Consider the following 22378-nt stretch of genomic DNA (forward strand, 5'->3'; position numbering starts at 1 on the left):
ACTATGTGGACGACGGTCGCCCGTGCCACACTCAGGCAGCCGCACGACCCGACCATCGAGGTAGACGTTGTCACAGGACGAAGAGCCGACCCGCGTGTGGGGCCACGTCGTCACGAGCCTCGAGGCGAGCCCCGACATCACGCCGCGGCAGCTCGCGTTCGTCCGCCTCGCGCACCCTCTGGGTCTGCTGGACGGCACGATGCTGCTCGCCGTCGGCAACGACCTCACCAAGGAGTACCTCGAGACGCGTGTCCGCGCCGAGGTGACGCAGGCGCTGACGGAGGCACTGGGTCGTGAGGCCCGCTTCGCGATCACGGTCGATGCCGAGGTGGCCGACGACGTGCCGCCTGCGCTGCGGGTCGTCCCGCCGGCACCGTCCGCTCCCGCGGGGCCGTCGTACGACTCCCCCGCGTACGACGGCAACGCCTACGAGCCCCCCGGGTACGAGCGCAGCGCCGAGCAGCGCCCGGACCTCGCCCTCGTCACGTCGCACCCCGGGTTCCTGCGCGACCAGGGGGCCGACGAGGACGCCGCCCTTGTCACTCCCGCCGAGCAGCCGGTCGAGGCCCGACCTTCTCTGCGTGCGGTCGACGGCTCCTCGTACGACGCCCCCGCCCCTCGGCGCGGACTGTCCGAGCCGGCGCGGCTGAACCCGAAGTACCGCTTCGAGACCTTCGTCATCGGATCATCCAACCGCTTCGCGCACGCCGCGGCCGTCGCGGTCGCGGAAGCGCCGGCCAAGGCGTACAACCCGCTGTTCATCTACGGCGACTCGGGACTCGGCAAGACGCACCTGCTCCACGCGATCGGCCACTACGCGCAGAACCTGTACCCGACGGTGCGCGTGCGCTACGTGAACTCCGAGGAGTTCACCAACGACTTCATCAACTCCATCGGTGAGGGCAAGGCGGGCGCGTTCCAGCGCCGCTACCGCGAGGTCGACGTCCTGCTCATCGACGACATCCAGTTCCTGCAGGGCAAGGAACAGACGATGGAGGAGTTCTTCCACACGTTCAACACGCTCCACAACGCCAGCAAGCAGGTCGTCATCACGTCCGACGTCCCGCCGAAGCAGCTCAACGGGTTCGAGGACCGGATGCGCTCGCGCTTCGAGTGGGGGCTCATCACGGACGTGCAGCCGCCGGACCTCGAGACCCGCATCGCGATCCTGCGCAAGAAGGCGGCGAGCGAACGGCTCCAGGCGCCCGACGACGTGCTGGAGTACATCGCGTCGCGCATCTCGACCAACATCCGTGAGCTCGAGGGTGCGCTGATCCGTGTGACGGCGTTCGCCAACCTCAACCGTCAGCTGGTCGACGTGTCGCTCGCGGAGATCGTCCTCAAGGACCTCATCTCCGACGACCAGACTCAGGAGATCACCGCGACGACCGTCATCGGGCAGACGGCCGCGTACTTCGGCCTGTCGATCGAGGACCTGTGCGGCTCGAGCCGCTCGCGCGTGCTCGTCACCGCCCGGCAGATCGCGATGTACCTGTGCCGCGAGCTCACCGACCTGTCGTTGCCGAAGATCGGGCAGGCGTTCGGCGGTCGTGACCACACGACGGTGATGCACGCGAACCGCAAGATCCGCGAGCTCATGGCGGAGCGCCGGTCGATCTACAACCAGGTCACGGAGCTGACGAACCGCATCAAGCAGCAGCACCGCGGCTGATCGCCGTCCCCTCCCCTTCCACCTGCCTCGGGCAGACGCAACGGTTGTCCACAGGTTTGCCCACCGGCTGGGGACACTTGTGAACTCCTTCACCCTATCGGTCCAACCGGGCGTTCCCGGCTGGGCCGACCGTCCTTCGCAACCCCCTGACCTGCGACGACGCAGCATCGCGGTGCGGCCCCGCATCGGCCGTCCCCCGGGTGAGACGATGTGGACACCTGTGGACGAGCGTGGCGATACCGGACACATCCACAGCTCTGTCCCCTGTCGGGGACGGGTGAAACATGCATGGGACGAATGTGCACACCTGTGTACAGAGCTGTGGACGACGGTGGACGACGCGGGTGAGAGCTGTGGACGGCAGGTGCCTCACCGGTGGACACCGGAGGATGCTTCCGGCTCCGTCCACCACCGTCCACGGGTCGCCCGGCGTGGCGTCCCCAAGCTCCCCACACCCCGACACGCGGTGCGACCTGCGGCTCGACCGGTTTTCCCCATCGTCAACACCCCCGATGACGATGACGAACCATTCATCAGAGGGGGATCCACACACCGGCGTGAGGGACGTGCCGACCGGCCCGAGCCGTGCACCTGCAGGACGAGCCGACGACGAGGCCGTGAGCCGTGTACCGACCGTCGGACCTGTCGCGTAGTCTTCGAAGCAGCCCGCCAGCACCCGCTGACGCGCCTCGCCGTGCTCGCGTCCGCCCGCACGGCCGAGCGCACCCGGGCCGGACGACGAGAAGGTGATGCATGAGGTTCCGCGTCGATCGAGACGTGCTCGCCGATGCCGTCACGTGGACCGCACGCAGCCTGCCGACCCGACCGCCGGTGCCCGTCCTGGCAGGTGTGCGCATCGAGGCGGACACCACCGGCACGGTTCAGCTCTCGAGCTTCGACTACGAGGTCTCGGCACGCGCGCAGCTCCCCGCCGACGTGAGCGAGCCCGGCACGGTCCTGGTGTCCGGGCGGCTGCTCGCCGAGATCTCCCGCGCCCTGCCGGCCAAGCCCGTCGACGTCGTCCTGGACGGCACGAAGGTGCAGGTCACCTGCGGTGCCAGCCGCTTCACGCTGCTGACGATGCCGGTCGAGGACTACCCCAGCCTGCCGGTCATGCCCGAGGTCACGGGCACGGTCGACGGGGACGAGCTGACGCACGCCGTCGCGCAGGTCTCCGTGGCCGCGAGCCGCGACGACACCCTGCCGCTGCTCACGGGCGTGCGTGTCGAGATCGAGGGCGAGCGCGTGACCCTCCTGGCGACCGACCGGTACCGCCTCGCGCTGCGCGAGATGACGTGGAAGCCGGCGAGCCCCACCGTCGAGGCCGTCGCGCTGGTCCGCGCCCGCACGCTGTCCGACGCGGCCAAGTCGCTGGGCGGTGCCGGCTCGGTCTCCGTCGCGCTGTCGGACGGCGGCGGTGTCGACCTCATCGGCTTCGAGGCCGGCGGACGTCAGACCACCAGCCTGCTCGTCGACGGCGACTACCCGCCCGTGCGCCGCCTGTTCCCGGACGAGACGCCGATCCACGCGATCGTCCACCGCCAGGCCCTCGCCGAGGCCGCCAAGCGCGTCGCCCTCGTCGCGGAGCGCAACACCCCGATCCGCCTGTCGTTCAGCGACGGCCAGGTCGTCCTCGACGCGGGGCAGGGCGACGACGCGCAGGCCTCGGAGGCCCTCGAGGCGTCGCTGGTCGGCGACGACATCTCGGTCGCATTCAACCCGCAGTTCCTCGCCGACGGCCTGGGCGCGCTGGACACGACCTTCGTGCGGATGTCCTTCACGCACCCGAACAAGCCGGTGGAGTTCACCGGGCAGGAGTCGCTCGAGGGCGACGACCGCAAGGACTACCGCTACCTGCTGGTCCCGATCCGCTTCGCGACCTGACCTCACCCCCGCGCGTTCGCGCGGCAGGTGCGGCACAGTGGCCGGGGACGGTCGCGGGACGACCGGCGACCACGACGCGCGGTGAGAGGGGCTGGACGACGATGCACATCGGTCTGGTGGGCCTGGGCAAGATGGGCGCGAACATGCGCCGCCGGATCCGGGAGGCCGGGATCGAGGTCACGGGCTTCGACCGGAACCCCGAGGTGACCGACGTCCCGAGCCTGGAGGCGCTGGTCGAGGCACTGCCGGCGGGCGAGCGCATCGTGTGGGTGATGGTGCCCTCGGGCCCGATCACCGACGCGGTCGTGCAGGACCTGGCGCGGCTCCTCTCCCCCGGTGACCTGGTGATCGACGGCGGCAACTCGTACTACCAGGACGATGAGCCCCACGCGGCAGCCCTCGCCGAGCACGGCGTCGGGTTCGTCGACGCGGGTGTCTCCGGCGGCATCTGGGGCCTGGAGAACGGCTACGGCCTGATGGTCGGCGGCTCGCCGCAGGACGTCGAGCGCGCGATGCCCGTCTTCGACGCGCTGCGTCCTCCGGGGGAGCGCGCCGACGGCTTCGTGCACGTCGGCCCGGTCGGCGCGGGGCACTACGCGAAGATGGTCCACAACGGCATCGAGTACGGCCTCATGCAGGCCTACGCCGAGGGCTACGAGCTCCTGGCCGCGAAGGACCTGGTCACGGACGTGCAGGCCACGATGCGTGCGTGGACGCAGGGCACGGTCGTGCGCTCGTGGCTGCTCGACCTGCTGGTGCAGGCGCTCACCGAGGACCCGCGGTTCGGGGCGATCGACGACTGGGTCGAGGACTCCGGCGAGGGTCGCTGGACGGTCGACGAGGCGATCGACCTGGCCGTGCCGGCGCCGGTGATCTCGGCGGCGTTGTTCGCGCGGTTCGCCTCGCGGCAGGGCGAGTCGCCGGCGATGAAGGCCGTGGCCGCGCTGCGCCAGCAGTTCGGCGGTCATGCCGTGCGCGCGGCGGGCGCGGAGACCGTCACGCCGTCGGCCCCGCCCACGTCGGAGGCCTGAGTCGCGTGTACGTCGCGCACCTGTCCCTCACCGACTTCCGGTCGTACCCGCAGGTCGAGCTGCCGCTCGAGCCGGGCATCACCGCGCTCGTCGGCCCCAACGGGCAGGGCAAGACGAACCTCGTCGAGGCCGTCGGGTACGTCGCGACGCTCGGAAGTCACCGGGTGCCCTCGGACGCGGCCCTCGTCAGGGCCGGCACGAGCCGCGCGGTCGTGCGCGCCAAGGTGGTGCGTGAGGAGCGGTCGACGCTCGTCGAGGTCGAGATCACGCCCGGGAAGGCCAACCGGTCGCGCGTCAACGGCGGCTCCCCCGGTCGGGCGCGCGACGTCCTCGGCATCCTGCGCACGGTGCTGTTCGCCCCGGAGGACCTCGCCCTGGTCAAGGGTGACCCGGACGGTCGGCGCCGGTTCCTCGACGAGCTGCTGGTCCAGCTCACGCCGCGGATCGCGGGCGTCCTGGGGGACTACGAACGGGTGCTGCGGCAGCGCTCGGCACTCCTGAAGTCCGCGGCGGCCGCGACGCGTGCGCGCGCGGGTGCGGACCTGCGCACGCTCGACGTGTGGGACGCCAAGCTCGCGCAGACCGGCGCCCAGGTCGTCGTCGCACGTCAGGCCCTGGTGCGGGCGCTGCAGCCGCGTGCTGCCGACGCGTACCGCCAGGTCAGCGCAGGCCAGGGCGAGCTGGTGCTGACGTACCGATCGTCTCTCGACGCCGCCCTGGACGAGGCTCCGGACGCCCTGACGGGTGCGCCGGACGTGGGCGTCGAGCTCGTCGAGGCGCGCCTGCTCGACGCGATGGGCCGGCTGCGCGGCAAGGAGATCGAGCGGGGCGTGTGCCTGGTCGGCCCGCACCGCGACGACCTGGTGCTCGAGCTCGGCGGGCTGCCGGCCAAGGGGTACGCGAGCCACGGCGAGTCGTGGTCCGTGGCCCTCGCGCTGCGGCTCGCGTCGTACGGGTTGCTGACGCACGGCGTGGACGACGCCGGTGCGTGGTCGGCGGACTGGGGGCCGGACGGTGAGCCCGTGCTCATCCTGGACGACGTGTTCGCCGAGCTGGACGCACGCCGCCGCGAGCGGCTCGCGGAGCTGGTCGCGCCCGCGCGGCAGGTGCTGGTGACCGCTGCGGTCCCGCAGGACGTGCCGGAGCCGCTCGCGGGTGCGCGCGTCGACGTGCTGGGTGGGGAGGTCGCCCGTGTCCTCTAGGCCGGGTCCGCGCCCGGCGTCCCCCGCGGCGGCCCGCCGGGCGGACGCGCCCCCGGCGGACGCGGGCGACGACGCCCTCCTGCCCGCCCCGACGGCGGTGCCGGACGGCCTGCCCGTCTCGGAGCTGGTGACGCTCACGCCGCCGGAGCAGGTGGCGCGCGCGGCCCTCGCGCGCGCCAAGGCTGCGGCGCGAGCGCGCGGCCTGCGTCCCGGCGTGGTGCGCGGCACGGCGACGACGAGCGGTGCGGCGCCCGGACCGCGCGACCCGCAGCCACTGGCCGTGTCCGCGGGCCTGCTGGCGCGTGACCTGGGCTGGGAGCCGGGCCTCGTGGTGGGCGACCTGGTGCACCGGTGGGCACAGATCGTCGGGCCGCAGGTCGCGGACCACTGCGAGTACGTGTCGTTCGCGTCCGGTCTGCTGACGGTGCGGGCGTCGTCGACGGCGTGGGCGGCGAACCTGCGGTTGCTGGCGCCGGCGATGCTCGCGCGGTTCGACGAGGCGCTGGGGGCAGGTGTCGTCGTGCAGGTCGACGTGCTCGGTCCGGTCGGCCACGGCTTCGGCCGCGGCCCGCGCCGCGTGGCGGGCCGGGGCCCGCGCGACACGTACGGCTGACGCCCGCGCAGGGGCGCCGACGCCGACGACCCGCCCGTCCTGCCCGTGATCAGGACTCCACCAGGTAGACTGAAGAGGTCATCAGAGGCGCCTGCGCGCCCCCGAGAGCCGAGAACTTCACCGTCGTGGGGTGATCCGGACTCGTCGGCGGTTCGCAGCCGTCCACGACGCGCCTGGCGCGTACCGAGCTCTCGAGGAGAACCGCTGCCCGTGGCCGACCAGAGCACCCCCCGCGACCCGCAGGACGAGACCGCGGAGGGTCAGGACCCGGGCGGGGCCCCGACCCCCGACGCGCCCCCGGCGGCGAAGCCGTCGGGCAGCACGTACGACGCGAGCAACATCACCGTCCTCGAGGGCCTCGAGGCCGTTCGCAAGCGGCCCGGCATGTACATCGGCTCGACCGGTGCGCGCGGTCTGCACCACCTGGTCTACGAGGTCGTCGACAACTCCGTCGACGAGGCCCTCGCCGGGTACTGCGACACGATCGAGGTGACGCTGCTGGCCGACGGCGGTGTGCGCGTGACCGACAACGGGCGTGGTATCCCCGTCGCGATCCACCCGACCGAGGGGCGGCCCACGGTCGAGGTCGTCATGACGATCCTGCACGCGGGCGGCAAGTTCGGCGGCGGCGGTTACGCGGTCTCGGGCGGTCTGCACGGTGTCGGCATCTCCGTGGTCAACGCGCTCTCGTCGCGCGTCGAGACCGTGGTGAAGCGTGACGGGTACGCGTGGAGCCAGAGCTTCGCCGACGGCGGCAAGCCGGTCGGCGAGCTGCGCCAGGGGCCGGCGACCGACGAGACGGGGACGTCGCAGACCTTCTGGGCGGACGGCACGATCTTCGAGACCACCGAGTACGACTTCGAGACGCTGCGCGCGCGGTTCCAGCAGTACGCGTTCCTCAACAAGGGCCTGAAGATCTCGCTGACCGACGAGCGCCCGCAGCACACGGGGACCGAGGACGAGGTCACGGGCGAGACCCCGTCGGAAGCACCGGCCACGACGGCACGGAACGTCACGTACAAGTACGACGGCGGCCTCGTCGACTACGTCAAGCACCTGAACTCGGCCAAGAAGGTCGACCACGTGCACCCCGACGTCATCGACTTCGAGGCGGAGGACACCACCCGCCGCATCTCGGTGGAGATCGCGCTGCAGTGGACGACCGCGTACTCCGAGTCGGTGCACACCTTCGCCAACACGATCTCGACCACCGAGGGCGGCACGCACGAGGAGGGGTTCCGGGCGGCGATGACCTCGCTGATGAACCGCTACGCGCGCGACAAGGGCATCCTCAAGGAGAAGGACGAGAACCTCACGGGTGACGACATCCGCGAGGGCCTCACGGCTGTCATCTCGGTCAAGCTCGGCGAGCCGCAGTTCGAGGGCCAGACCAAGACCAAGCTCGGCAACACCGAGGCCAAGCGCTTCGTGCAGACGGTGGTCAACGACCAGCTCGGGGCGTGGCTCGACGCCCACCCCAGCGAGGCCAAGGACGTCATCCGCAAGTCCATCCAGGCCGCGGCGGCCCGCATGGCGGCCCGCAAGGCGCGCGAGGCGACGCGGCGCAAGGGCCTGCTCGAGTCGAACTCGATGCCCGGCAAGCTCCGCGACTGCCAGTCGAACAACCCGGCCGAGTGCGAGGTCTTCATCGTCGAGGGTGACTCGGCAGGCGGCTCCGCGGTGCGCGGGCGCAATCCGCGGACGCAGGCGATCATGCCGATCCGCGGCAAGATCCTCAACGTCGAGCGTGCGCGCCTCGACAAGGCCCTGGGCAACCAGGAGGTGCAGGCGCTCATCACGGCGTTCGGCACCGGCATCGGCGAGGACTTCGACGTCAGCAAGCTGCGGTACCACAAGATCGTGCTCATGGCCGACGCCGACGTCGACGGCCAGCACATCCGCACGCTGCTGCTCACGCTGCTGTTCCGCTACATGCCGCAGCTCATCACGGGCGGGTTCGTCTACATGGCGCAGCCGCCGCTGTACCGCATCAAGTGGAGCAACGCGCCGCACGACTACGTGTACTCCGACCGGGAGCGGGACGCGGTGATCACAGACGGTCGCGCCAACGGCCGCCGGCTGCCCAAGGAGAACGGTGTCCAGCGGTACAAGGGCCTGGGCGAGATGGACTACACCGAGCTGTGGGAGACCACGATGTCGCCCGAGCACCGCACGCTGCTGCAGGTGACGCTGGACGAGGCCGCCGCGGCGGACGAGATCTTCTCCGTCCTCATGGGCGAGGACGTCGAGGCGCGGCGCGGCTTCATCCAGCGCAACGCCAAGGACGTGCGCTTCCTCGACATCTGATGCGGGCGCCGGCGTGCCGGCGCACCGTGACCCCGACGTGGTACCGACGACTGGAGTGACCCGCACGTGACCGAGACCCCGGGCGAGATCGAGCACGGCCGCATCGACCAGGTGGACCTGCAGCTCGAGATGCAGCGGTCCTACCTGGACTACGCGATGGCGGTCATCGTCGGGCGCGCGCTGCCGGACGTGCGCGACGGGCTCAAGCCCGTCCACCGCCGCGTCCTGTACGCGATGTACGACGGCGGCTACCGCCCCGACCGGCAGTTCTCCAAGTGCAGCCGCGTCGTCGGCGACGTCATGGGCAAGTACCACCCGCACGGCGACTCGGCGATCTACGACGCGCTCGTGCGCCTCGTGCAGGACTGGTCGCTGCGGTACCCGCTCGTCGCGGGGCAGGGCAACTTCGGCTCCCCGGGCGACGACCCCGCAGCTGCCCCGCGGTACACCGAGTGCAAGATGGCGCCGCTGGCCATGGAGATGGTCCGGGACATCGACGAGGACGCCGTCGACTTCCAGGACAACTACGACGGGCACACGCAGGAACCGGCGGTCCTGCCGTCGCGGTTCCCGAACCTGCTGGTCAACGGCTCGGCCGGCATCGCCGTCGGCATGGCGACCAACATCCCGCCGCACAACCTCCGCGAGGTCGCGGCGGGCGTCCAGTGGCACCTGGAGCACCCGGACGCGTCGAAGGAGGAGCTCCTCGAGGCGCTGATGGCGCGCATCAAGGGCCCGGACTTCCCCACCGCGGCGACGATCCTGGGTCGCAAGGGCATCGAGGAGGCGTACCGCACGGGCCGCGGGTCGATCACGATGCGCGCGGTCGTCGAGGTCGAGGAGATCCAGGGCCGGCAGTGCCTGGTGGTCACCGAGCTGCCGTACCAGGTGAACCCGGACACGCTGGCGAAGAAGATCGCGGACCTCGTCAAGGACAACCGCGTGCAGGGCATCGCGGACATCCGCGACGAGACGTCGGGTCGCGCGGGTCAGCGCCTGGTCATCGTCCTCAAGCGCGACGCCGTCGCCAAGGTCGTGCTCAACAACCTCTACAAGCACACGCAGCTGCAGGACACGTTCGGCGCCAACATGCTGGCGCTCGTCGACGGGGTCCCGCGCACGCTGAGCATCGACGCGTTCGTGCGGCACTGGGTGTCGCACCAGATCGACGTCATCCAGCGCCGCACCCGCTTCCGCCTGCGCAAGGCGGAGGAGGACATCCACATCTACCGCGGCTACCTCAAGGCGCTCGACGCGCTCGACGAGGTCATCGCGCTGATCCGGCGCTCCCCCGACGCCGAGGAGGCCCGCAACGGCCTGATGGAGCTCCTCGGCATCGACGAGCTGCAGGCGCAGGCCATCCTCAACCTGCAGCTGCGCCGGCTGGCGGCGCTGCAGCGCCAGGAGATCATGGACCGCCACGACGCGCTCGAGGCGGACATCACCGAGCTCAACGCGATCCTCGGCTCGCCGGAGCGCCAGCGCACGATCGTCAGCGAGGAGCTCGCGACGGTCGTCGACAAGTTCGGCGACGAGCGCCGCACGCACATCCTGCCGTTCGACGGCGAGGTCTCCATCGAGGACCTCATCGCCGAGGAGGACGTGGTCGTCACGATCACGCGCGGCGGGTACGCCAAGCGCACACGCGTCGACGCGTACCGCGCACAGCGCCGTGGCGGCAAGGGCGTGCGGGGCGCGCAGCTGCGCGAGGACGACCTGGTCGACCACTTCTTCGTCACGACGACGCACCGGTGGCTGCTGTTCTTCACCAACCTCGGCCGCGTCTACCGCGCCAAGGCCTACGAGCTGCCCGAGGCCGGCCGTGACGCCAAGGGTCAGCACGTCGCGAACCTGCTGGCGTTCCAGCCGGGCGAGAAGATCGCGCAGGTGCTGGACCTCAGGGACTACGAGCAGGCCGAGCACCTGGTCCTGGCCACCAAGCGCGGCCTGGTGAAGAAGACGCGCCTGACGGAGTACGACTCCAACCGCAGCGGCGGGGTCATCGCCATCAACCTGCGTGAGGACGAGGACGGCCGGCCCGACGAGCTCGTCGCGGCCCGTCTGGTCGACTCCGACCAGGACGTCATCCTCGTCTCGCGGCAGGGCCAGTCGGTGCGCTTCACGGCGTCCGACGAGGCGCTGCGGCCGATGGGCCGCGCCACCAGCGGCGTCACCGGCATGAAGTTCCGCGGCGACGACGACCTGCTCGCGATGGACGTGGTGCGCGAGGACGCGTTCCTCTTCACGGTCACCGAGGGCGGCATCGCCAAGCGCACGGCGCTCACGGTGGAGAACTACCGGCAGCAGGGCCGCGGCGGCCTGGGCATCAAGGTCGCCAACCTGCCGGAGGCGAACGGCGACCTGGTCGGCGCCCTGGTGACGGACGCGGACGACGAGGTGCTCGTCATCATGGAGCGCGGCAAGATCGTGCGTTCGGCCACGTCGGAGGTCAACGCGACCGGTCGCACGACGCAGGGCGTCATCTTCGCCAAGCCGGACACCGGTGACCGGATCATCGCTGTCGCCCGGAACAGTGAGCGACACCTCGAGGACGATGGCGGTACCGTGAGCGAGAACGTGCCCAATCACGACGTACCGGACCCTGACCAGCCCGACCCCGCGGGTTCGGTGACTGACGGGTCGGTGCCCGACGGCGACCGACCCGCGGAGGACGCATGAGCGAGACGCCCCCCTCGATCCCCCCACGTCGGCGACCCACGTCGCCGACGACGAGCTCGAGCCGCCCCGACCAGGGCGGCGGTGTGCAGGCCGCCGACCACGGTGGCTCCTCGTGGGCGTCCCTCGGGGACGACTCGACCCCGCCGACGTACACGGTCGACGTGCGCAGCAGCGCACTGCCCCCGGCGTCGACCTCCACGGGGCGCACGTCGGCCCCGTCGGGCCCCCGGCCCGACGACCGGCCGCGGTCCGGCTCGACGGCCCCGCACCGGACGCCGACGGCGGGTGAAGAGCACGGCGGCGACGAGCCCCCGTCGCCGCTGGTCACGGCGGTCGACGCGACGACCGTCTGGCTGAAGAAGGCCGCCGGTGTCACGGGTTCGGGCCTGTCGAGGGCGTACTCTCAGCTGACCAAGCCCCGCAGCGAGGACGACCCGATGACCACCACGCCGACCGCCGGTGCCGCGCAGCGCCCGGCCGCACGGACCACGGCGCCCGTGACCGGCGCGACCCCGCGCCCGGCGACCGGTCGCATCCCCACGGTGGGCGGCGGTCCGCGCCGCGTGCGCCTGGCGATCTCGCGGGTCGACCCGTGGTCGGTCATGAAGCTCGCGTTCCTGCTCTCGGTGGCGATCGGCATCATGATCGTCGTCGCGGCCGTGGTCGTGTGGTTCACGCTCGACAGCCTGCAGGTGTTCACCCAGATCGACGGGCTGGTCCGCCAGGTCGTCGGCAAGGAGAGCCCGCTGGACATCCTGTCGTACGTGTCGTTCCAGAAGACGGTGTCGGCGGCCACGCTCGTGGGTGTCATCGACGTCTTCCTGCTGACGGCGCTCGCGACGATCGGCGCGTTCCTCTACAACATCGTGGCGGCGCTGGTCGGCGGCGTGAACGTCACGATGACGGACGAGTGAGCCTGCCGCCGCACCTTCCGGGACGACCCGGCAGCACCGCTCCCGCCGGTTTGGGCGCGGCGGCCTGCCTGGGGTAGTCTCGACCGTCGCGCCCACCGGTGCGGATCCCCGGCCAGGGATCGGTTCCGGCGGACGTGTCACGGGCCTATAGCTCAGACGGTTAGAGCGCTTCCCTGATAAGGAAGAGGTCACAGGTTCAAGTCCTGTTAGGCCCACGCTGCCGGTACGCACGTCGTACCGCGGTCTGCCGGCACCACCCGAGACGGGGGATCCGATGAAGAAGCTCCTGGTTCTTGCCGCTCTCGCGGCCGTCGGCTACGTCGCCTGGCAGAAGTACGCGGAGGACCGTGACGAGCGGGACCTCTGGGCCGAGGTCACCGACACCTTCGAGTGAGGTCCCGGCCCGCCCGGGGGCCATGGCGCAATTGGTAGCGCACCTGCTTTGCAAGCAGGGGGTTAGGGGTTCGAGTCCCCTTGGCTCCACCCGAGCCGGACGGCGCAGGACCTCACGTCCTGCGCCGTTCGTGCGCCTGTGCACCTTCGCCTGCCCTTTCGGACGTGCCCTCCGGCAGCGGGGTGGTTCTAGCCTGACGCGATCACAGGGCTGACCGCACCGGCGCCGCGTGCGTCGGGTGCCCTCCGCCCTTCCGGTTCACCGCGATCAGGGGGCTTGCCGTGGAGCGCGAGAAGAGCGATGTGCTGACCGAGACCGTCCGCCTGCAGGCCGCACGCGCCGTCGCGTGCGGCGACCTGCCGGACGACGTCCTGACGGACGTCGGACGTCGGCTCGGTGACCTGCGCGTCAGCAAGTACATCAAGTGGCTCGACATCTGCATGTACGGGATCTGCATCGACCTGGACTTCCCGTGGGACATCTGGCAGCACGGGGTCTTCGACGAGATCTTCGACGACGGGCTCCCCGTCCACCGCCTCGGGTTCGAGGCCGTGGGGCTCGAGCGCCCGGAGGTCGCCAGGGTGCGCGTGGAGTACCGCGTCGACGAGCTCGCGGCGAAGGTGCAGCCGCGGTTCACCGGCCTGCGTCTGCCCCAGGACCCGATCCCCGTCTGAGTGATGGCCGACGCCGCGGGCGCACGGGCGCAGACCGTCGTCCAGCTCCACCCGACGCTCGCCTGCAACCTGACCTGCGCCCACTGCTACAGCTCGTCGTCGCCGCACGAGCGCGGCGGGACGGACCCCGCCGCGCTCGAGCGCGCGCTGCCGGAGCTCGCCGCGGAGGGCTACCGGGTGGTCAGCGTGTCCGGTGGCGAGCCGTTCCTCTACCCGCACCTGCAACGCGTCGCGAGGGCGGCACACGCGGCCGGCATGCGCGTCAACCTCGTCACCAACGGCACGGTCCGCGTCCCGTCCTGGGTCCTCGACGACCCGGCGTCCCTCGACGTGGTCGCCGTCAGCCTCGACGGCACGGCATCCCGGCACGACGAGCTGCGCCGCCGCGCGGGCGCCTTCGACCGGGCCCTCGGCACGCTCCGGCGGCTGCGTGCGCACGGGGTCCGGACGGCCGTCGTGTCGTGCGTGACGCGTGCGTCCCTGCCCGACGTGCCCGACCTCTACGAGGTGTGCGCGGCGGAGGGCGTCGACCTGCTCCGGCTGCACCCGCTGGCGCGGGTGGGCCGTGGGACCGAGCTCGTCGACGAGCCGGGCGGCGGTCTGGGGCTCGACGCGGCGCAGCTGCTGCGGCTCCGGGTCGTCGCGGAGATGCTGAGCACGATGGGCGGCCCGGTCGTCGTGGCCGACGCCCCGCTGGCCGGCGAGCTGCGGGCGCTCGCGCGGGACGCAGCAGCGCGCCGCGCGGGCTCGGACCGCGCCGCGCTGGCCGACACCGTCAACCCGCTGGTCGTGCGCGAGGACGGCGCGGTCCTCCCCTTCGCCTACGGCCTGCCGGTGAGCTGCTCGCTGGGCACGCTCGAGTCGTTCACCGCCGGCTCCGAGGCGCACCGGCGGGGCCGCGCGGCGGCCGAACTGCTGGAACGCGCCGTCGCGGCGCTGCCCGAGGACGACGGCGCGTGCCTCGACTGGGAGGCGCACCTCGTGCGCTGCGCGTCGTCCGTCGGGGTCGGCGGGCGCTGACGCCGCCGTATTCACCACGACAGCACGCACCCGCACCGGGCATCCTCCTGCGCGGCCCACGCACCGGCGTGCGGCCGGTCCGACGCCACCGCCGACGACCTGCTGCGAGGAGGGATGACATGACCACCACCACGTTCCCGGTCGAGCTGCGCGGCACCGCGGCGCCGACGCTGATGTGGGCCCACGAGCACGACGTCGAGCAGGCAGCGCTGCAGCAGCTGCGCAACATCGCGGCGCTCCCCTGGGTGCACGGCGTGCGTGTCATGCCGGACGTCCACCTCGGCAAGGGAGCGACCGTCGGGTCGGTCATCGCGATGCGCGACGCGGTCTCCCCCAACGCCGTCGGCGTCGACATCGGCTGCGGCATGATCGGCGTCCGCACGTCCCTGACGGCCGCGGACCTCCCGGACGACCTGCACGCGCTGCGCACGGCCGTCGAGTCCCGGATCCCCGTCGGGTTCCACGCGCACGACGACCCGGTCGACCTGCGCCGGCTGCGGCCCATCGGGGCCACGGCCCGCACGGCCGAGGCGCTGCGGGGTGCGGACGCCTTCTGGGCGCGGTTCGAGACGCTGACGCCGCGGGTGCAGCAGCTGGAGTCCCGGGCGCGCAAGCAGCTCGGGTCGCTCGGCGGCGGCAACCACTTCCTCGAGGTGTGCCTCGACCAGGACGACCAGGTGTGGCTGCAGCTGCACTCGGGGTCCCGGAACATCGGCAAGTCCCTCGCGGAGGTGCACGTCGCGGTCGCGAAGGGCCAGCCGCACAACCAGGGCCTCGTCGACCGGGACCTCGCGGTCCTGCTCGCCGGGACACCGGAGATGGACGCGTACCTCAACGACCTGTGGTGGGCGCAGGAGTACGCGGCGCGGTCCCGGGCGGTGATGATGACGCTGTTCGTCGACGCCGTACGCGCCACGTTCGCCGACCGTGACGTGACCTTCGAGGAGGTCGCGAACGTCCACCACAACTACGTCGCGACCGAGCACATCGACGGTGCCGACCTCGTCGTGACCCGCAAGGGCGCGATCCGGGCCGGCGCCGGCGACCTGGGCCTGATCCCGGGGTCCATGGGCACCGGCTCGTACATCGTGCGGGGCCTGGGCAACCCGGCGTCGTACTGGTCCGCGTCGCACGGCGCGGGCCGGCGGATGTCGCGGGCCGCGGCCAAGCGGACGTTCACGCTCGACGACCTCGCGGCGCAGACCGCGGGCGTCGAGTGCCGCAAGGACGCCGGGGTGCTCGACGAGATCCCCGGCGCGTACAAGGACCTCGACGAGGTCATCGCGGCGCAGGCCGACCTCGTGGAGGTCGTCGCGCGCCTGCGGACGATCGTCTGCGTCAAGGGCTGACACGCCCCTGACCTGCACGGACAGCACCCTCGGCCGGCCCGCTCCCGCGGGCCGGCCGAGAGTGGGCCTGGCGCCTGGCCGCGACTCGTGTACAGTCGTCACCGCGTCATGCCGCGAGAACACGACCGCGGCGCACTTCGGTCCCGCGCATCGGAGCGCAGGACAGCACGCACCGGCGGACCACCGCCGACCAGGATCTCCGCCGCAGCGGCGGAGCGGAAGCAGAGAGTCACCCATCACCACCACGCATCTCGAGAGTCCCTCGACCGCACCTGCGGCGAGCGCGACCTCCCCCGCGGCACCTGTCTGGCGTGCCGCCGACGACGACCTGTGGGTCGGCACGGTCGACGGCGAGTACGCCGGCCTGATCGCCCGCCACCCCGACGGCTACCACGCCCACGACCGCCTGACGCGGCCGGTGGGCGTCGCCCCGACGTTCGACCGTGCGACGTGCCTCCTGGCACCGGCCGCACCCGCCCACCGGCGTGCACGACGCACGTCGACCCTCCATCGTCCGCGCCCGTCCGGGCGTGGCAACCGGCTCCGCAGCAGCGTGCCGGCAGGCACGACGAAAGAAGACACCATGGCCACCGGCACCGTGAAGTGGTTCAACGCCGAGAAGGGGTTCGGCTTCATCGCCCCCTCCGACGGCTCCGCCGACGTGTTCGCGCACTACAGCGCGATCGCCTCGTCCGGGTTCCGCACGCTCGAGGAGAACCAGCAGGTCGAGTTCGAGGTCACGCAGGGCCCCAAGGGCCTGCAGGCGTCGGACATCCGCCCGCTCTGACCTGAGCCTCCCGCTCCGTCAGGAGCGCACGCTCCACCGAGCGCGCCCGTCCGGGCAGCGGCTCGCCACGAGCACCCGAGGGCCGCGCAGCGTCACGCTGCGCGGCCCTCGTCGTGTCCGCAGCCGTGTCCGCAGCCGTGTCCGCAGCCGGCTCCGCCCCCGTCGGCCGCCGTCAGCGGCCCGTCGTCCGCCGTGCGCGCTGCAGGATGCCCGCCAGCACCTCCTCGGCGTACACGGGCACGGGCTCGTCGGTGACCAGGCCGTCCTCGAGCGTCGCCCACTGCCAGTGCGGGTGGACGTGCGCCGTGGTCCCGTCCTCGTCGAGCCGCAGGTCCAGCAGGACGGCGTACCGGTAGCCGAACCGTTGCTGGATGGCCCGTGCCACCGCGAGCTGCGGCGTCCCGGGGTCCGCGGCGTCCGTGGTGAGCTCGACCAGCAGCAGGTTGTGCTCCGGGCCGAGGCGCCCGCGCTGGTGGACGATGAGGTGCGGCGGTCGCGACGTGGCCCCGTCGAGCCGCACGGAGGCCTCCAGCACCATGCCGGACCGGTCGTAGTCCACGTCGACGTCCCACGACCTCTCGACGCACCCCCGCAGGGCCCACCCGAGGTGCGACGAGATCGTCCGCTCGGAGGGTCGGCTCGTCCCCGCCGACGGCGCGAACAACGTCCACTCGTCGACGAGCGTCGTGGTCAGCGAGATGCGCACCCGGGCCTGCAGGTCGGCGAGAAGCATGGCCGGACGTTACTCCCGCTTGACCTGCCACGCCCAGGACCTCCGGGAACCGTCACGCGATCCCGAGCTGCTCCTTCACGGGCTCCAGGCCCTCGATCGTCACGTCGATCCGCAGGTCGTCCCGTCGCGCGTCCCAGTCGGCGCGGTCCAGCACGAAGAGCTGGCTGTCGACCGGCCCGCCCTCGCGTGCCTGGTGCAGCACGCCGTTCTCGCGGTAGCCGATCTTGCGGCTGACGCCGGCCGAGCCCGGGTTGTCGGTGAACGCCGAGCTGGTCGCGTGCCGTGCGCCGAAGCCCTCGAAGAGCAGGTGCAGGACCATCAGGCGCATCCGCGTGCCGATGCCGCCGTGCTGGTAGCGCAGGCCGAGCCACGAGCCGGTCTCCACCGTCCGCGTGACCGGGAAGTCCTTGGCGTAGAAGCCCTGCGTGCCCATCGGCTCGCCGTCGCGCACCACCGCGAGCTCGATCGCCCAGTCGGCCGGCGTCGTGCGCTGCCGCAGGCCCCACTGGTACGTCATGACGCTGCGGGCGACCTGCGTGGGCGTGCCGCGCGTCCAGGGCACCAGGAAGGGCATGTAGTCCTCGCGGTGCACCCCCTGCGCCGCGACCCGGGCCAGGTCGAGCAGCATGCGGTCGTCCGGGGCGCGCAGCTCGAGGTCCCCGCTGACGACCCGCAGTCCCGTCAGGGGCCAGATCTCGACGTCGGTCAGCTCGGCCGTCGGTGCGCGGGGTGTGTCGCTCATCCCGGAAGCGTCGTGGTCGGGGCGGGTCCGGTCAACCGGAAACGGCGCCGGGTGCGCGCAGGGACGCGACGGGGGCGCCGCACGCAACGCGCGACGCCCCCGTGCGGCGTCCGACTGCCCCCGCGTCGGACGCCCCGGGCTGGTGGAACGGGCCACCCGCCCGGTGGTGGATCGGTCCCGGTCCGGCGACGTCGGGGGTCGAGCCGGACCGGGACCCGTCTGTGCTACCCGGCCGTGCAGGTCGCGCCGTTCAGCGTGAACGACGTCGGGTCGGGGTTCTGGCCGGTGTGCGACCCGTTGAAGCCCAGGTCGATGGTCCCGCCGGGCGCCAGGGTCGCGTTCCAGGCGGCACCGGTGGCCGTCACCGTGGTGCCCGACTGGGCCCACGTGGCGCTCCAGCCCTGCTGGACCTTCTGCCCGGCCGCCAGGTCGAACGCGAGCTTCCAGGTCACGGCCGTCGCACCGGTGTTCGTCAGTCGGATCGAGGCCGTGAAGCCGCTGTTCCAGCTGTTCGCGGTGTACGTGACGGCGCAGGACGCGGCCGGCGGCGTGGTCGGGGGCGGGGTCGGGGGCGGGGTGATCCCGGGGATCCCGCCCTCGGTGATCGTGGCCGTCCCCGTGACCCACGGCGACACGGAGTTGTCCGCGGCGACCGACCGGACGGACACCGTGTAGTCACCGCGCGGGAAGTCGTACCCCATGATCGCGTGCGCGGTGTCCCGCGAGATCGTCGGGCTGCCCGTGCTCCCGGACCACGTCATGATCGTCTCGAACGCCACGACCTCCGGTCCGCCGGTGGGCGTCTCCCAGGTGAACGAGAAGCCGTGCGAGCCGCCCTTGGCCTCGAAGTTCGCCGGCACCGGCACGGTCGTCGGCCACTCGCCGTCGGCCGGGATGCTGACGGTCCGCTCGACCCACGCCGACGTGCCCTCGGCCGCCTGCGAACGGACGCGGATCGTGTGCTCGCCCGGTGCCAGGTCCAGCCGGTTGTACCAGGTGTTGCGCGTGCTCTGGAGCGGCTCGTCGTCGAGCTGCGTCTGGTAGCCCGTGACGGCCGCGCCGATCGTCGGCGCGGTCCACGTCAGGCGCAGCTCGTCACCCGCGGCGACCAGCCGCACGTCCTGCGGGCTCGCGATGATCGGGTGCATCGTCGGGGACGGCGAGGGCGTCGGCGTGGGCGTCGGCGTGGGCGTCGGCGTCGGGGTGGGCGTCGGCGTCGGGGTGGGCGTGGGGGTGGGCGTCGGCGTGGTCCCGCCCGGCACCGTCCCCCACAGCAGGGTGCTGCCTTCGTGCAGCGTGATGCCCTTCGTCCTGACGGGGTCGCCGGACGCCGGCAGGCCGGCGAACGACGGGTCGTTCGTGGCGTCCCACCCGGTGGTCCCGGCGACGCGGAACTGGATCTCCCGCCGGTGCTGCGACTGCCCGCCCGGGTGGATGTTCTGCCCGGCGCAGCTCAGCTCGGCGTAGTACAGGCTGCCGCCGGCGTGGACGACCTTCGAGGGCGTCGTGCCGCACTCGCTGTAGTTGGTCGAGACCGTGACCGCGGACGCGTCGACGCCCGCGTCGAGCGTGAACCAGTAACGGATCGAGGCGTTGGTCAGGGACCGGGCCGGGAACGCCGACCGGTTGCGCACGACGGCCTTGACCTCGGTGAACGTGCCACCGGCAGGCTGGTTGAGCTTGGCCTCGACGAAGAACTCGTCCTGGTCCGGCGTCTCGGGCCGCGGGAACGACGCCAGCGGTGTTCCGCCGTACTGGGCCGTCAGGTACGCCAGCGCGCTCGTGAACCCGGCGTTGTAGTCCGTGGCGACCTCGTTGGCGACGTAGTCGCCGCGGTCGTCGGTGTACGCGTCGTTGGCCGACCCGGGGCCGCCGACGAGCGCGCCGTACAGCACGTGCCGCGTCTCGGCCGGGTCCTTGAGGGAGTCCAGCCACGAGCCGTGCGCCGTGCGGTGGTGCGGGTTCTTCGGCGGGTTCGCCCCGAAGCCCACGACGTACGACGACTTGCGGGGGTTGTCGCCCAGCGCGTAGTTGATCTGGCGGACGCCGAAGTCGTGGTACCGCGCCTTCCGGGTGCTGTCGGTCAGCCAGTCGGAGTACACCAGGGCGACGAACGAGGTGTTCGCCGCGTACCGCAGCGCGCCCCACGAGTCGAGCACGGCCATGCCGCCGGGGGAGTAGGTCACCTTGGCGCCGTTGACGCCGACGGTCCAGTAGTCGAGCCAGCGGTTCGCGTCGTCGACGTACTTCTGCTTGCCCGTCTCCATGGCGAGCAGCGCGTACGCCGCGTACGACTTGTCGTCCCACGCGACGGTCCACTTGTACGACTTCGTCGTCGTCTGGTTCTCGTTGCTCAGCTTGTCGTACTCCGCCTCGGCCTTCGCCAGGTAGGTGGCGTCGCCCGTGGCCTTGTAGAGCCAGTACGCGCCCCAGACCAGCTCGTCCTGGTAGCCGGACCACGACTTGTAGAACGACTGCGCGTCGGTGACGCAGTCGGAGTACTTGCCGCGGTAGGTGTCGGCGAACGAGTAGAGCTGCTTGGCGTGGGTCAGCAGCGTCGCCGCGTAGGAGGGGTCGCTGCCCTGGAAGACGAGCGAGGCGGACGCCATGGCGGCGGCCGTCTCGGCTGCGGCGTCCGAGCCCGGGCAGGCGGCCGTGATCTTGTAGGCGGGGCGGGCCATGGTCATGACCTCGGCGGGGCCCCACCACTTGTGGTCGTCGTCGCCCTTGCCGACCTGCACGTACAGCTCGTTGGGCGCGGTGTGTGCCTTGACGAAGTAGTCGTTGACGGCGCGCAGGTTGTCGCGCAGCTCGTCGGTCTGGCCGGCCGCCGCGTACCCGTCGGGGCTCTCGAGCGCGCCCCACGCCAGCATCGTGGCGGTGAACGCCATCGGCAGCCCGAACTTCACGTGGTCACCGGCGTCGTACCAGCCGCCCGTGAGGTCCTTGCCGACGTCCTTGCCGTCGTCGAGCCCGGAGTCGCCGCGCCACGAGACCGGGTAGTTCGCCGGGAGGTCGCCCGAGCGCTGCGCCTGGTAGAAGAACATCGACTTCTGCAGCGCCTCGGCGTAGTTGTACGCCGGCGCCGCCTGCGCGCCCTGGAGGGGCAGCACGGTGCCGCTGACGACGAGCGCGACGGCGGCGGTGCGGGCCCACAGCGAGCGGCGGCGCGCGCGGTGGGCGGAGGTGCTCGGCATGGCACGTCCCTTCGTTCGGGGATCGAGCGCTGGTGGAGCGCTCCCACGGGCGCCGGGCGCGGGACGACGGCGACGTCGTCGAGGTGGCGGGGGGCCCGCGCTGATCGTGCTGACGCGTGGGGGCGGCTGTCCATCCCTGAACCGTTTCGTGCGTGGACGCACGACGGCCCCGGGTCGTCGCGTGGACGACCCGGGGCCGGACGAGGTGCGCCGACGCGCGTCAGGAGGCGGTGCCGGGGCCGTCCGTGGTCGTGGCGGTGGACTCGGGAGCCTCGGGGGTCGCACCGGCCGCCGGCGTGTCGGGCTTCTTCGTCGCGGACCGACGCGTCGCCTTGCGGGCCGTGTCCTGCGCGGCCTCCGCGGCCTCCTTGGCCTTGTCGGTCAGCTCCTCGGTCGCGTGCTTGGCCTTGTCGGTCAGCTCCTCGGTCGCGTGGGCCACCGCCTCGGCCGCCTCACGGCCCTTGGCGACCGCAGCACCGGCGACCTCGCCGACCGCGTCCGCCGCGTCGCCGACGACGGTCTGCGCACGCGCCTTGAGCGAGTCGCCACCGTCCGCGGGCTCCCACGGTTCGGCCCACGGGTCCGTCGTCGAGCGGCCGCGCAGCCACGCGAAGAGCGCGGCCCCGGCTCCCAGCACGCCCGCGACCAGCCAGAACGTCTTGGCACCGGAGTGCTTGCGCTCGGCCTTCGCGGCCTCCCGGGCAGCCTTCTGCGCCGCCTTCGCGAGCTTCTTCGACTGCTTGCCGGCCGTCACGGCGGCGACGTCGGCCGCGTGCTCGACCTGCGCGCCCGCCTTCACGGCGGCCTCGTTGAGGGCCGTGACGAGCTTGGGGATGAGCTCGTCGACCAGCTTGTCGTGCGCGGTGTCGATCGCGGGCGTCGCCCTCTTGGCGGCCTCCTCGACCCGGGGAGCGGCGTTCTTCACGCTCTCCTTGTAGAGGTGGTCCAGGCGCGGCAGGAGCCAGGCGACGAACGCCTCGACCTTCGGCGCCGTCCAGTCCTTCGCGTGGCCGGCCGCGTCACCCGCCCTCGCTGCCGCGTCCTTGGCGCCGTCCGCGAGGGTGGCGCCCAGCTCGGCTGCCTGCCCCTTGAGGCGTTCGGTGTCCACGTCGATCTTCGGCCGATGGGTCATGTGCCACTCCCGAGCTGTCTGGTGTGTCGGCTGGTGTGCTGGTGGGGT

Annotated in this window: 17 protein-coding genes and 2 tRNA genes; 15 read left to right on the plus strand and 4 right to left on the minus strand. The window is 72.1% G+C overall.

What is annotated here, in order from left to right; genetic code table 11:
- Positions 1 to 67 precede the first annotated feature (67 nt).
- From dnaA to CFLA_RS00070, 15 genes are all read left to right on the plus strand, one after another.
- On the plus strand, positions 68 to 1672 hold the full coding sequence (gene dnaA, locus CFLA_RS00005; RefSeq protein ID WP_013115255.1) for a chromosomal replication initiator protein DnaA: 1605 nt from the start codon (positions 68 to 70) through the stop codon (positions 1670 to 1672).
- 753 nt (positions 1673 to 2425) lie between these two features.
- A complete protein-coding gene (dnaN, locus tag CFLA_RS00010) occupies positions 2426 to 3556 on the plus strand; it encodes a DNA polymerase III subunit beta (protein WP_013115256.1) in 1131 nt (376 codons plus the stop codon).
- Between the two features lie 101 nt (positions 3557 to 3657).
- On the plus strand, positions 3658 to 4587 hold the full coding sequence (gene gnd, locus CFLA_RS00015) for a phosphogluconate dehydrogenase (NAD(+)-dependent, decarboxylating) (RefSeq protein WP_013115257.1): 930 nt from the start codon (positions 3658 to 3660) through the stop codon (positions 4585 to 4587).
- A 5-nt stretch (positions 4588 to 4592) separates the two neighbouring features.
- Complete coding sequence (gene recF / locus CFLA_RS00020; protein ID WP_013115258.1) at positions 4593 to 5789, plus strand: DNA replication/repair protein RecF; 1197 nt, start codon at positions 4593 to 4595, stop codon at positions 5787 to 5789.
- Positions 5779 to 6402 (plus strand): DciA family protein, encoded by a 624-nt coding sequence (locus CFLA_RS00025; RefSeq protein ID WP_013115259.1) that lies wholly within the window; start codon positions 5779 to 5781, stop codon positions 6400 to 6402. Before recF ends, CFLA_RS00025 begins: the two co-directional genes overlap by 11 nt.
- Positions 6403 to 6612: 210 nt before the next feature.
- On the plus strand, positions 6613 to 8709 hold the full coding sequence (gene gyrB / locus CFLA_RS00030) for a DNA topoisomerase (ATP-hydrolyzing) subunit B (RefSeq protein ID WP_013115260.1): 2097 nt from the start codon (positions 6613 to 6615) through the stop codon (positions 8707 to 8709).
- Between the two features lie 66 nt (positions 8710 to 8775).
- Entirely contained in the window at positions 8776 to 11388 is a 2613-nt protein-coding gene (gene gyrA / locus CFLA_RS00035) for a DNA gyrase subunit A (RefSeq protein ID WP_013115261.1), read from the plus strand.
- A complete protein-coding gene (locus tag CFLA_RS00040) occupies positions 11385 to 12302 on the plus strand; it encodes a DUF3566 domain-containing protein (RefSeq protein ID WP_013115262.1) in 918 nt (305 codons plus the stop codon). The genes gyrA and CFLA_RS00040 overlap by 4 nt, the downstream gene beginning before the upstream one ends.
- A 141-nt stretch (positions 12303 to 12443) precedes the next feature.
- Positions 12444 to 12517, plus strand: a tRNA-Ile gene (locus tag CFLA_RS00045).
- 59 nt (positions 12518 to 12576) lie between these two features.
- A complete protein-coding gene (locus CFLA_RS20640) occupies positions 12577 to 12696 on the plus strand; it encodes a DLW-39 family protein (protein ID WP_013115263.1) in 120 nt (39 codons plus the stop codon).
- 16 nt (positions 12697 to 12712) lie between these two features.
- Positions 12713 to 12785, plus strand: a tRNA-Ala gene (locus CFLA_RS00050).
- 213 nt (positions 12786 to 12998) lie between these two features.
- Positions 12999 to 13370 carry a hypothetical protein gene (locus tag CFLA_RS00055; protein WP_043598642.1) on the plus strand — a complete coding sequence of 124 codons (372 nt, stop codon included), beginning with the start codon at positions 12999 to 13001 and terminating at the stop codon, positions 13368 to 13370.
- Positions 13371 to 13373: 3 nt separating this feature from the next.
- Positions 13374 to 14390 carry a radical SAM protein gene (locus CFLA_RS18755; protein ID WP_013115265.1) on the plus strand — a complete coding sequence of 339 codons (1017 nt, stop codon included), beginning with the start codon at positions 13374 to 13376 and terminating at the stop codon, positions 14388 to 14390.
- A 119-nt stretch (positions 14391 to 14509) separates the two neighbouring features.
- Positions 14510 to 15739 (plus strand): RtcB family protein, encoded by a 1230-nt coding sequence (locus CFLA_RS00065; protein ID WP_013115266.1) that lies wholly within the window; start codon positions 14510 to 14512, stop codon positions 15737 to 15739.
- A gap of 583 nt (positions 15740 to 16322) precedes the next feature.
- Positions 16323 to 16526: a cold-shock protein gene (locus tag CFLA_RS00070; protein WP_013115267.1), complete on the plus strand. Its 204-nt coding sequence runs from the start codon at positions 16323 to 16325 to the stop codon at positions 16524 to 16526.
- 172 nt (positions 16527 to 16698) lie between these two features.
- Here the strand turns inward: CFLA_RS00070 and CFLA_RS00075 are convergent, their stop codons facing one another.
- The 4 genes from CFLA_RS00075 to CFLA_RS00090 form a co-directional block, all read right to left on the minus strand.
- Positions 16699 to 17259: a hypothetical protein gene (locus CFLA_RS00075; protein ID WP_013115268.1), complete on the minus strand. Its 561-nt coding sequence runs from the start codon at positions 17257 to 17259 to the stop codon at positions 16699 to 16701.
- A 52-nt stretch (positions 17260 to 17311) separates the two neighbouring features.
- Positions 17312 to 18001, minus strand: a complete 690-nt coding sequence (locus tag CFLA_RS00080; RefSeq protein WP_013115269.1) for a GNAT family N-acetyltransferase — start codon at positions 17999 to 18001, stop codon at positions 17312 to 17314.
- A gap of 224 nt (positions 18002 to 18225) precedes the next feature.
- Positions 18226 to 21198, minus strand: a complete 2973-nt coding sequence (locus CFLA_RS00085) for a glycoside hydrolase family 9 protein (RefSeq protein WP_013115270.1) — start codon at positions 21196 to 21198, stop codon at positions 18226 to 18228.
- A 220-nt stretch (positions 21199 to 21418) separates the two neighbouring features.
- Positions 21419 to 22330 carry a hypothetical protein gene (locus tag CFLA_RS00090; protein ID WP_013115271.1) on the minus strand — a complete coding sequence of 304 codons (912 nt, stop codon included), beginning with the start codon at positions 22328 to 22330 and terminating at the stop codon, positions 21419 to 21421.
- Positions 22331 to 22378: the final 48 nt, after the last annotated feature.

Source organism: Cellulomonas flavigena DSM 20109 (genome assembly GCF_000092865.1).
GTDB classification, from domain to species: Bacteria; Actinomycetota; Actinomycetes; order Actinomycetales; family Cellulomonadaceae; genus Cellulomonas; species Cellulomonas flavigena.

Bases quoted from the DNA above. Each gene is read 5' to 3' on its own strand.
- dnaN (WP_013115256.1), top strand. From the start codon at position 2,426: ATGAGGTTCCGCGTCGATCGAGACGTGCTCGCCGATGCCGTCACGTGG.
- gnd (WP_013115257.1), top strand. From the start codon at position 3,658: ATGCACATCGGTCTGGTGGGCCTGGGCAAGATGGGCGCGAACATGCGC.
- CFLA_RS00040 (WP_013115262.1), top strand. From the start codon at position 11,385: ATGAGCGAGACGCCCCCCTCGATCCCCCCACGTCGGCGACCCACGTCG.
- CFLA_RS20640 (WP_013115263.1), top strand. From the start codon at position 12,577: ATGAAGAAGCTCCTGGTTCTTGCCGCTCTCGCGGCCGTCGGCTACGTC.
- CFLA_RS18755 (WP_013115265.1), top strand. From the start codon at position 13,374: ATGGCCGACGCCGCGGGCGCACGGGCGCAGACCGTCGTCCAGCTCCAC.
- CFLA_RS00065 (WP_013115266.1), top strand. From the start codon at position 14,510: ATGACCACCACCACGTTCCCGGTCGAGCTGCGCGGCACCGCGGCGCCG.
- CFLA_RS00070 (WP_013115267.1), top strand. From the start codon at position 16,323: ATGGCCACCGGCACCGTGAAGTGGTTCAACGCCGAGAAGGGGTTCGGC.
- CFLA_RS00075 (WP_013115268.1), bottom strand. From the start codon at position 17,259: ATGCTTCTCGCCGACCTGCAGGCCCGGGTGCGCATCTCGCTGACCACG.
- CFLA_RS00080 (WP_013115269.1), bottom strand. From the start codon at position 18,001: ATGAGCGACACACCCCGCGCACCGACGGCCGAGCTGACCGACGTCGAG.
- CFLA_RS00085 (WP_013115270.1), bottom strand. From the start codon at position 21,198: ATGCCGAGCACCTCCGCCCACCGCGCGCGCCGCCGCTCGCTGTGGGCC.
- CFLA_RS00090 (WP_013115271.1), bottom strand. From the start codon at position 22,330: ATGACCCATCGGCCGAAGATCGACGTGGACACCGAACGCCTCAAGGGG.